The 9,988-nt window shown below is 59.3% G+C and carries 7 protein-coding genes and 5 pseudogenes; 3 read left to right on the top strand and 9 right to left on the bottom strand.

All coding sequences use genetic code 11. The annotated features are described in order from the left end of the window. A pseudogene (locus tag AC0L27_RS31895) lies at positions 1 to 146 on the top strand (IS701 family transposase); the annotation flags it as partial. Between the two features lie 129 nt (positions 147 to 275). Here the strand turns inward: AC0L27_RS31895 and AC0L27_RS31890 are convergent. Both AC0L27_RS31890 and AC0L27_RS31885 read right to left on the bottom strand, forming a co-directional pair. After that, positions 276 to 1,813 (bottom strand): annotated as a pseudogene (locus AC0L27_RS31890) (ISL3 family transposase); the annotation flags it as partial. 166 nt (positions 1,814 to 1,979) lie between these two features. Then, entirely contained in the window at positions 1,980 to 2,207 is a 228-nt protein-coding gene (locus AC0L27_RS31885) for a hypothetical protein (protein ID WP_473321651.1), read from the bottom strand. 907 nt (positions 2,208 to 3,114) lie between these two features. On the opposite strand from AC0L27_RS31885, the gene AC0L27_RS31880 reads away from it, so the two are divergent. Then, positions 3,115 to 3,798 carry an HAD family hydrolase gene (locus AC0L27_RS31880; RefSeq protein WP_473321648.1) on the top strand — a complete coding sequence of 228 codons (684 nt, stop codon included), beginning with the start codon at positions 3,115 to 3,117 and terminating at the stop codon, positions 3,796 to 3,798. Then, a complete protein-coding gene (locus AC0L27_RS31875; protein ID WP_473321646.1) occupies positions 3,795 to 4,049 on the top strand; it encodes a hypothetical protein in 255 nt (84 codons plus the stop codon). Before AC0L27_RS31880 ends, AC0L27_RS31875 begins: the two co-directional genes overlap by 4 nt. 469 nt (positions 4,050 to 4,518) lie before the next feature. Here AC0L27_RS31875 and AC0L27_RS31870 read toward each other — a convergent pair. The 7 genes and pseudogenes from AC0L27_RS31870 to AC0L27_RS31840 form a co-directional block, all read right to left on the bottom strand. Beyond that, positions 4,519 to 4,919: pseudogene (locus tag AC0L27_RS31870) on the bottom strand (hypothetical protein). 16 nt (positions 4,920 to 4,935) lie between these two features. Then, positions 4,936 to 5,130, bottom strand: a complete 195-nt coding sequence (locus AC0L27_RS31865) for a hypothetical protein (protein ID WP_473321645.1) — start codon at positions 5,128 to 5,130, stop codon at positions 4,936 to 4,938. 87 nt (positions 5,131 to 5,217) lie between these two features. After that, on the bottom strand, positions 5,218 to 5,562 hold the full coding sequence (locus AC0L27_RS31860; RefSeq protein WP_473321660.1) for a DinB/UmuC family translesion DNA polymerase: 345 nt from the start codon (positions 5,560 to 5,562) through the stop codon (positions 5,218 to 5,220). A gap of 1,721 nt (positions 5,563 to 7,283) precedes the next feature. After that, positions 7,284 to 7,440: pseudogene (locus AC0L27_RS31855) on the bottom strand (IS5/IS1182 family transposase); the annotation flags it as partial. Beyond that, positions 7,423 to 7,848: pseudogene (locus AC0L27_RS31850) on the bottom strand (ArdC-like ssDNA-binding domain-containing protein); the annotation flags it as partial. The pseudogenes AC0L27_RS31850 and AC0L27_RS31855, both read right to left, overlap by 18 nt. A gap of 491 nt (positions 7,849 to 8,339) precedes the next feature. After that, the gene (locus AC0L27_RS31845) at positions 8,340 to 8,522 is read right to left on the bottom strand and encodes a hypothetical protein (RefSeq protein ID WP_219685460.1); all 183 of its coding nucleotides are present in this window, start codon (positions 8,520 to 8,522) and stop codon (positions 8,340 to 8,342) included. Positions 8,523 to 9,565: 1,043 nt separating this feature from the next. Continuing rightward, on the bottom strand, positions 9,566 to 9,832 hold the full coding sequence (locus tag AC0L27_RS31840; RefSeq protein WP_473321643.1) for a DUF3551 domain-containing protein: 267 nt from the start codon (positions 9,830 to 9,832) through the stop codon (positions 9,566 to 9,568). Positions 9,833 to 9,988: the final 156 nt, after the last annotated feature.

Raw genomic sequence — 9,988 nt, 5'->3', positions numbered from 1 at the left:
ACGCCACGATGTGCATCGCAGCCTACGGATTCCTGGTCTCCGAGAAGGAGACGATTCCCCCCTCAGCAACTCGTCGCTCCGCGCCGTTCCGGGCATCTGTCCTACCCGAGGGTTATAGACCCAGAGGATCCCCCCTTGCGGCCTGAACGCCACATTCCAAACTCGATCGCAACCCTGCGTGTGCGGTTGATCAAAGCGCTCATCAAAAACATGCCGCGATGTCCTTGCTGCGGCAGCACCGCCCCAACATCACGGCGGAAGTTATGACGCAGTACGATTAGCCGAGCCTGCAGCAAGTCGAGCTTGGCGCGTCCGTATTTGGCGCTTGACCAGTTTGAGCTTGGTGATCTCGCCTTCGGTCTGTCCGTTGGACCAGGACGTCGTGATCGCTGCGCTGACGGCGGCCTTGTCCTTGATGACGCCGTTGGCGAAAGAGATGACGAGGCTTGCGCATGCTCGTTCCAACCATGGTTCAAGCTCTACGTGAGCCTTCTTGCGGATCATCGCATGGAAAGCGGCTATGATCTCTCGAGCTTCCACCAGGAGAGGAACGCCTTGCTCAATCGCCGCAATGGTGACGGTTTCTGACTTTGATAACGTATCGCGGCCATTGGTCATCAGGCGCGCGATCGTTCTCGCGGATGGTACGCGCTGCAGGCTCTGAGCATCGGGCGTTTCGGCACGCCGACGGCATGTCGCCCATTCGGCAACGACCCGCACCGAGCCTCTAAATCCCTGCGCCTTGAGGCGACGCCAAAGGTCGGCGCCATTACAATGGCCAGCGGCCCACTGAACATCCAGCCATGGCAGGTAGTGCTCGAGCGAGCTCTCGCGCACCCTGAACACGTCGGATCGCTGACCTCGCAATACCCTGCGGATGAGGCCCGGCTATGGCCGGTGAGCGGTACGATCTCCTTTATGGAGACGCCCGTCTCAGCCTGTTTGAGAATTGCCGCGTTCGTGTCTTCTCGCCGAAGATAGCCCTCATATTGAATGCGCTCGGCGGCGGTCAATAAAGTGGGCTTTATGGTGGCGGAGCCGACCGCGATGCGGACCTGGCGCATGGATTTGCGAACCACATCCACGAAGGCGTGACTGGCGTTCTCCATGAGGTGCCAACGGTCGGCGGCCTGGGTGGCGTGCAGGAGTGCCTTGGCCGCAGCAAGGGCGTAACCACCGCCGCGGTCGCGCGCGACCACAGCGATCTGTGGCTGGCCCGCGAGCCAGGCCTGCGCAGTGGCTGGCTCTCTGTCGGGTAAGAGAGTGATTGGTCGGCGCCGCTCGAGGCCGCAGATGATCGTTCCGTACCTCTGATTGCGCCGCTAGGCCCAATCGTCGATTCCGATCACGCTCGGCGGAGCAAAGGGCGGACACCCGCGCTTTCTAACCACCCGAAGCAATGTGTCGTTGCTCACGGGCAGCATCGACGGGCAAAACTCGGCGCCGGGCGACGACTCAAGGCAAGCCCAAGGTGATGGACGATCAGATCGAGCCGCGTCGTTCGCCGCGCCCGCGGTGCCAGAGCGCCCTCGTCGAAGCGCTCGGTGAAAATACGCCGACCGCATAGAACAGTAACGCAGCGGAAGCGGCGCGCCACGACCACGAGGCGAACCTGCCGCCCCGCCAGCGGCAGATCATTTAGGCGCCTCTGATATCGGCAATGGATCCGCCCAGAACTGGTACCGCAGCTGGGACAGAGACTCGTTCCGCACGTGGCGCATACGGTGATCACGGTCGTAGCGCCATCACAAAAGGCGCTTTCCACGTCAAATCCGCGAGGGACCGCCGACGGACGTAGGGCTCGCTGCATCATATTGATTCCTTTGTGAAACCAACGCGAGCCGACGCTTGAACTTCATCAAGAGTGAGTCAGAGCCAAATTTGAACGCTATTGACAGGCGAGATCGCATATCGGGATACGGTCGACGAGATTTTGAATATGGGAGTTCATGATAGTTCTCCTATTAGTCAACGACCACTTAGAGAGTGGCATCGTCGGCCAGATTAAGTGCGTCATGATCGCTCTGCGTCAGCTTAACCATGCGCTCGATGTCGGATGTGACGCTCGCGAAACCTGCCGGTGCGATCTCAACTGTCACGGTGCCGCTGCCGCATTGCAGATCATGCCGCGTCGTCACAGCGAACGGGCCGAACACCTTGGTTTCCCCCGCCGCTATGGACGCGGTGCCCTGCTGCGCGTCGCCCAATTGATCACCGAGCAGAACGGCGGATCCGGAGCTTAAGGTCGATGCGATAACCGTCAGCGCGCTATAGGACGGCAGGCCAATGCTTCTGCGTTCGGCGTGGTGAGCCTGTCAGTCATTTTGAATTCTCAGGTGGTTGGTACTCCCAGTCATCGATCCATTTCTGGCGATCTTGCAGGTGGCAAATGCGTTGCGCGGTCAGATATTCCGGCGGGAATTGTGCGAGGCCTTTAGCCTCGTCGCCCTGCCCATGCATTTGGATGTAACCGTTGACGTAAGTGCGGTGGAAAGGGCCGCGTCCCCAACCCGGATGATGATCGGACCTGAGGCGTATTCAGCGAAGCTCGAGTCTGCAAAGGACCGCGAGTGCTCTCCACGAGAGATCGGTTCGCGGTCCTCAAACCGCTGCTTGCTCAGGCAGTCGCCTTCTGAAGCTCGACTTTCCCATGGCAACCGGAGCGTCTTCAGCGCAAAGGCCTCCTCTCCAAGGAGAGCCGCTCGCGAGAACTCGCAATGGCGCCTCCGTCATATTCAACATTTCGCGTTGTCGTGTTCAGCCGTATCCTACTGAAGACGTTAATGTCGGAGACCAGACACTGAGGCGCGAGTGTTCCGTCGCCGAAGCCGAAGAACATGGTATTGCCCTCTTCAAGCGAGGCTCGCAAATGACTTTGGTGGCACGTGGATTGCTGGGACACCGTAGAGAGCCCGTTACGATCATGACGGCCTCGCAGTCGCCCGGCCCAGGGGTCAAAATGAAACTTGCTCGATTGGTCGCGGGTGTGTCAATCGTCTCCATTCCCGCCAGTATTTGAACTCATCTAGTGTGTCGATGCCCAGGTAGTTCGGTGCTCCTATACATAGCGAACGACGGTGGTACCCGCACGGAATCCATGCTTAAGGTCAGATCATGAAACCGGTTCTCGTCTTCGATTGGAATGGAACACTGCTCGACGACGCCTACGCACTGCTCGAAACCACCAATGCAATACTAGATCGCTTTGGTCGCACAACGATCGACATGAAGACTTTTCGGGAACATTGCGACGTTCCGCTGTCTCTTCTTTTTCGCGGTCTCGGACTATCGCAAGACGAGCTTGCGACGGTGGATCGCGATGGGAGTGCAATGTTTCACGACGCCTACGAGGCTCTTGCGGGCAGAGCCGACCTGCGCGAGGGTGCGCGCAGAGTCTTGGAGTTGGCGCGCCGAGAAGGGGCTTCGTCCATCATCGTGAGCAACCATATAGTCGACCCTCTGCGCTACCAATTGAGAAGACTTGGAATCAATGACTGCATCGACGATGTGCTCGCGTTTGAAAGCCGCGACACGCAATACAAATCGACGAGCAAAGGAGAGCGTCTTCGTCTATACATGCAGAAGAACAACTTGAAGCCGGCGTCAACCTTCATTGTCGGCGATATGCCGATCGAAACGGATATTGCACGGAATCTCGGACTGATAAGTATAGCCATTACCGGGGGATTTGTTTCCGAGGCGCGCCTGCAAGCGGCGCATCCAGACTACACGATTAACAACCTTCATGAGCTGTTGCCAATCTTACGAAGCCACGGTTTTTTCGGAATGCACAAATGATGATCGGCGAAGAATCACCGCACAGCGTCGATAAAAGCTTGATCATGTCGTCCATGTTGAACGAGTTTATCTCGGCGATTCGAACTCCGCCTTCGACATCGCACGCGTCGCATGGCTCAACCGCGCGACGCTCTTCTTGTTTCAGTCGGCGAGTCCAGCATCTGCAATATCGAACCGGTGATCCGGTACCTGCCGCACTCGCGGCGTTCCACGCGCCTGTAGTCGTCACCGGTGGGCTGCTCAAGGCTTGACGATGTCTTGCAGATCGAACATTAACCATCTCTCACCCACACATTGCCGCTCTTACGACCTCAGCGATCCCAGATCGTCGAGTGTGTTGGGAAGCGTCACATTGTAGAATCGGAGAGCAACTTCACCCCGATGTGCGCCGAACGCTGACCCCAACTATTCAAGCGCAAGTCAGTACTGGTCTGGACGAAATCAGTACTGGGCCGGGCTCATGGTCGGGCCGATGGGGCCAAAGTTGGGAGTTCGGGACTCCGCAACCGTAACAGCACCAGCGCTCGTGCCGCTCGGTACGCCCAAAGGCACCGGTTCGCTTTGCCGCGCGTGTCGCGCTGCCGGAGTGCGCTTCGCCGCTGCCGGCGTGCATAGTCCAATATCGCTCCCACACGTCCTACGCAGGGGACCTGTTGGTGTGCGCAACAGGCGAGTCAACGATTTGACTTTCGCAGGCTCGGAGAACTCGGCGGCTGCTCCTCAAGATGCATGCGCTCGCGCGCGTTCGCGGGCTTCGCGGCGACGCTGGAAACGCTCGCGCCGGCGGTTCGCTCGTTCCGAGGGCTGGGCAACGATGGCACCGGCCAGGCCGTCTCGACTGGGACCTTCCCCGTCGGCTCGTCTTGGCCTCGGCGCGCCTCCATGGTCTCGAGCACAACTCGCCCTCTCACCGTGATTTTCCAACCGCCGTTTTGGCGTTCAACGAGGCCGTCAGAAAAAATGTCCAGCCCGGGAACGCGCGCGGCCAGCCGTTTGGTGCGCTCGGCCCATTCCGGGCCGCTGGTCGCGAGGATTGCCATGTCGCGCTTGAGGTCCGCCATCACGGCAAATCCTTGGGGGTAACTCACCAGGATCTTCAAGACTGTGACCTGGAAGTTCACTCCGCACCTCGCCCGATCAACGCCACATGATGGACGCTAGGGCCAGGGCTTTACGCCCGATCTGCCGCAGCAGGTTCGGCGTTGTTTCGTCGGTCTTTGCGGCCTCGACGATCTTGGAGGCCACGCGAGCGCCGCTCTCCTTGCGCGGAAGCGTCTCGCAGACCTCGTCAAGTACCGCTCGCGATAGAGCGGTCGTGGTGTATTCAAACATCGACGCCTATCCTACCGTAAGTCTTTCGACCTTGGGATTCCCGCAGTTGAGGTAAACTCTGCCGCGCTGCGCACGAGGGCTCGCGCTCTACTCTTCTACCGCGGCCTTGATTCTGATCGATGCGGACTCAAATTGGTAGGCCGAGCTGCAGCTCGGCCTGGGTTCGCCCTGGCGTGAAGGCAAGAAGGCGGATCGGCTTTGGAGCGGGTATCTCGTTTGAAAAGAAGACGACCGACAAGTGTTCGAGCTCGCTGCGGCTCGAAATCGGGACGCGTCTCGTCCTGCTCCGCGCGATGATCTCGCATCGTTGAACCTCACCTTCAGGGTGACCGTCCGGCCACGCGAACCTTTGTCCTCGAAGTGCCTCCAGACCCTCTCGACGGAGCGGCTGTGCCTTCGTGACAACAGGAGTAAACGCCGAGGTGTCGACACCCAGTCGAAGGCGAGGCCGGTGATCTTGATGACGTGGCGCCGCGTGCAAGGCGTCCGCAACTGACTGAAAGCGCACACTGCAAATATCAGTCTCCTCACAACGGGCTCAGACGTGGACGCTACCCGATGGTAGCAGACGGACTTTCTACATCGCCTCCCCCGGCGCAACAAGGTGACGAATTAGCATATCCATCACGTGCCACGACGCTGCCTTCTTCAGCCGAGCGATTCGGTCGTAAGGTCGGGTTGGAGCGGATCTCGACTTCGGCATGAGAGGCCGCCATCATCATTCAACATTCCGCGTTGTCGCGTTCAGCCCTGTCCGGCTGAAGACGTTAATGTCCGGGACCAGACACTGAGGCCCGAGTATTCCGCCAGCGGACGCGAAGCACATCGCTTTGCGCTGTTCAAGGGAGGCTCGCAAATGCCTTTGGTGGCACGTGGATTGCTGGGACACCGTAAAGGATCTGTACGACCATGGCGGCGTTGCAGTCGCGTGCCCAGAGTCTAGATCCGAGCATCTTACGCATACTAAACCGCGGGCACCGCGTGGACGGGGTAGTACAACTCGTACAATTGCTGAATGAGATGGGCGTTGAGAATCTCTCGCTTGACCTCATGTATGGATTGCCGCAGCAAACGCTCCGTAGCTGGTACGACTCACTTATCGGCTTACTGGATGTGGGGATAGAGAAGTTCAATGTATTCCCCTTGATGTTTCAAATCCACAGACCCCTGGCGCGCTCATCTTGGTCAAGCCTGAGATCCGGCCGCCGGTTCTCGGCGACGAGAAGACGTGTCGCGTTGGGAATGTTTCGCAGCCGCAAGCAGCTCGCCAACGAGGAGAGTACGTGGCGGGCGGAGGTCTGGTGCAAGCCCATGTTGGTCCATTCCGCGTCGAAGGTGATGCGATCATCCGGTCGCGCGTTTAGATTTTGGATAGTTCTTTGCGACGGAGGCGCATTATGGAAGGCATCTCATGGGCCGATCTCAACGGGATGAACAACGCGCCATTGCGTTGGGAGCCGGTCTATCGATTGAAGTGTGCAGCCCCCTTGCTCTCCTGATGCTAGGTCGGCTCGGTCTGACCAAAGGGTCTCATTTGACGGCTGCTGGAGACAATTTGCAAAGAGAGGCCGTTTCGAGGGGTGTCGCTGGGTAAGCGGTTCGGTGTCAGTCGATGACGACGGGTGTGGGAATGCCAAACGCAATCGAACTGATTGTGGACGGTTACGTTCGCTTGAACAATCGGAGGGCCTCAGTATGCTGCGCCGGAAGCTGGCGGTGGACCTAACGGCACGTGCAGGTTTTGATTTCCGGACAACGTCCAGCAGATCGAGGAAAATATCGTCGTGATCGAGGCTGGGCTGGCGCGGTTGGATGGCGCGGGGACCAGCTAACCTCCCCGAAGCCGTCCGTGTTCAAGCTGCGATTGATCGCGCAAGGGCGCGAGGATCGCGGCTTGGTTGCTGGTGATGCTGTAGCGGTTGCACGTCTGAGGTTACGGACGACGGCATAAACCTGAATTCCTCCCGAAGCCGATGGGGTGCCCCCAAAAAGAAAGGCCGCCTGCGTCGCCACAAGCGGCCCAAAGTCTAGGGAGGAAACGCCCAAGGAGGGCAGCGATAGCGGGAGTGCTACCGCACACCCTATAGATAAGGCGATCGTAGAGGCGGCTCAATTGTACGTAAGGGGTCACGGACCGATACCAAGGTTTATACATAACCGCTGTCGCCGAGGAGCCGGCTTGGATAGAGATCGAACCGTTCGAGCGAGCGGAATCATGCGCTTGGCAGCCAGCACCTCCGCGTGCCGAATCGCCGTAGTCGCCTCAACATCGACGATGATCGCGTTCTCGACGTCGATCAGGTAGATCGTAAAGCGCTTCAAAAATGGAACAGCTTGTGCCTCCTCGCCGGTCTCGTGTGCGCGGCGCTTTTCGTCGACCGGCACAAAGCGGTCGGCGTAGACGACGGTCGTGCCGCGCTCGCCCTTGCGGACGTGACCACCGAGCGACAGCGCCTGGCGGAATGTGAGCCAGCTCTGACCGGTGAATCCGCGTTCCGTGGCGGCCCCCCAGAGAATCAAGATGTTTATGCCGCTGTATTGACGGCCGGACGCTGCGCTTTTCGGCACGGCCAGAGGCGCCTTCGCCGCCGCGGTACCCCAAGGCTGCACCCACGGCACTCGGCCGGCCTCCAGTTCAGTGATGATCTTGCTGGTGATGTCGTCATAAAGGTTTGCCCGGTCCTCGCCGGTGCGCACCCGAGGATGATGTCTGGACATCGCGGATCTCCGCGACGGGCGCCGCGAGCCTCTCTCGCAGCCTATAACCCGTCACGGCAAAACCCGGCCGACACTCTGACTCTCGCCTCTACTTGAGAGAATGCGAAATCTGCGACGCAGCCCGCCTTCCATCGGAAGTTCATGGGAATTGCATTGAGCTAGCCAGGGCGGCAGGCCCGACCAGGTGTGCGCCAGGGGCGCATCGCCTCAACGGAAAATGGCACCCGGAGAGCGTGAGCATAGCGACCCGAAGGGGCACGCGGGTCCGAGTGCAGCGACGAGACCGGTCAATAGCGGCACCCGGGAACGGGGCAGTGATAGCGATCGCCGCAGGCGAGCCCCTTTTCCGAGTGCCCCCGGCGAGGAGCTCCGCAGTCCTTGCGCGAGGGATCGACGCCGCACGGCCGAGACGCAAAGCGGCTCAGTTCACGAGAGCCCGATGCGGCCAAAGCCGCACGCGCGCAAGCGGAAGAGTCCGCTAGTCGTAGGATCTAGATTTCCTCGCGCGCATTGGTCTGCGCGTCATAGATCCTGATCTGAAGCATAGGAAAACGCTTCTTCAGTTCTTCTCCGCCCGCCTTTGCGCCATCTCTGGTCGCAAACTCGGCCTTGAGACGACCGTCCACTTCAAGGGCGTAACCAGAGGCCGGCAATTCACGGGTGGCTGCAACCATTTTATTCTCATTGTGCGGTAAGTCATAGCGAATGATGGATACCGTGAGTCGCCCGAACCACGCTAGAGCCATCTGCCCAAGCGGCGCGGATCGGCCATTGCACGTGTGGACTTCGATGAGACCCTCGTCACACGAACCTGGACGCGAAAAGCATGTCTTGCCTCTTTCCTCCGCCGCAAGCAGTTCGGCACAGCCCGGTTCAAAATTTTTTTTAAAAAGTTCAGCTCTTCAGCGGCCCCGTGGCCTCGGCTCTGTGCCCATCGACCGGCAAGCGCGATACTTACGAGGACGGTGTCTCAGGCGACCGCATAAAGCCCCGCCTGCGCGAGGATTCAAAAAGCGTCGAAGCAGGAAGACAGCGCACCGAGTCCTCCTGTCAGCAGGTCGTGAGTAGCTGGACAGGACCGATGGGGGCGGAATCCATTGGGGTAAAAAACATGCCCGCTCGCCGCAGCACGTGAGGGGCTCCCACAGCAGGGCATCGAGCACGATCGCGGTCAGCGGGCTGCCGCCTCCAAGCGAATGAATAACAAAACAAGGCAACAGCAGGTTTTTATTACGCAAACGCCAGTCCCACCGTGACCGCAGCGGACAGACTTTGGCGATGCTCGAGCAGATGGTGGGACGCTTCACGCGAACCGAACTGACCTCTAGGAACGGTTTCAGTTCGCCCCGACCTGGGGAGCACACGCAGAATGCCTCGAGCCGGGCAGGCCCATAGGCCGGCTACAGCAGCGCTGCCGACGATCCATGGCCGTAGACACCTGTCCACCGAGACCAGCCTGCTTATTGAGGAAGGACGGGCGGGTGAATTCCATACGCCAGTCGCGCCGAGGAGCCGGAGGAACCCACTCACTCCGGTCAGCAACAGACGCTATGTGAGGCCGACAAGCTCCAGGCTTGCATCCTGGTGCAACCGAGAGCACGACCCTACTCACGCAGGATGTCAACCGGGCAGAAAGCTCAACCCTTAAGCTGCAGAGCCGGCGCATCCATTTCCATGAGCAAATATTGATAGCTCGATCACGCTTGTCTATCACGCATCAGCGCAATTGCTGTCCTTGTCGCTGGAATGCGTAGGTTGGATTCATCCCGCAATAGGCCAAGGTACCGGAGGCAGTGGCCATGCACTGGTCATAGGTCGAGAACTGGCAATTGCCCGGATATCCCCAGGCGCGTCCCTGCAAGCAATAAACGTCCTGCCGAGCCGGTGGAATGTACGAATGCCCCCGCGAAGCGGCGAGCGAAGGCGATCCGAAGCCGGCGAGGATCGGAAGTGCAAGCATACAAAAAAGGAGAAGGTTGCGCATTGGACTGTAGCCTCCGTTAGATCTTCGAACAGAGTCTAAATGTGATGTTCTTAGTTTTGGTCAATGCCAAAAACATTTGGTGGAGCGCTTGGCCGATCGCGTACGAAAGAACTCCGATCGTCAGCGGCTCCGACATTGGAGCAGGATTCCTGCGGC

The organism is Bradyrhizobium sp. Ken51 (genome assembly GCF_055807435.1).
Note: the sequence above shows the minus strand (reverse complement) of the source record. Positions and strands in the feature narration are given on the sequence as shown.

Excerpts from the sequence above, each read along its gene's own strand:
- AC0L27_RS31875 (WP_473321646.1), top strand. The coding sequence starts at position 3,795 with ATGATGATCGGCGAAGAATCACCGCACAGCGTCGATAAAAGCTTGATC.
- AC0L27_RS31840 (WP_473321643.1), bottom strand. The coding sequence starts at position 9,832 with ATGCGCAACCTTCTCCTTTTTTGTATGCTTGCACTTCCGATCCTCGCC.
- AC0L27_RS31865 (WP_473321645.1), bottom strand. The coding sequence starts at position 5,130 with ATGTTTGAATACACCACGACCGCTCTATCGCGAGCGGTACTTGACGAG.
- AC0L27_RS31845 (WP_219685460.1), bottom strand. The coding sequence starts at position 8,522 with ATGGTTGCAGCCACCCGTGAATTGCCGGCCTCTGGTTACGCCCTTGAA.
- AC0L27_RS31880 (WP_473321648.1), top strand. The coding sequence starts at position 3,115 with ATGAAACCGGTTCTCGTCTTCGATTGGAATGGAACACTGCTCGACGAC.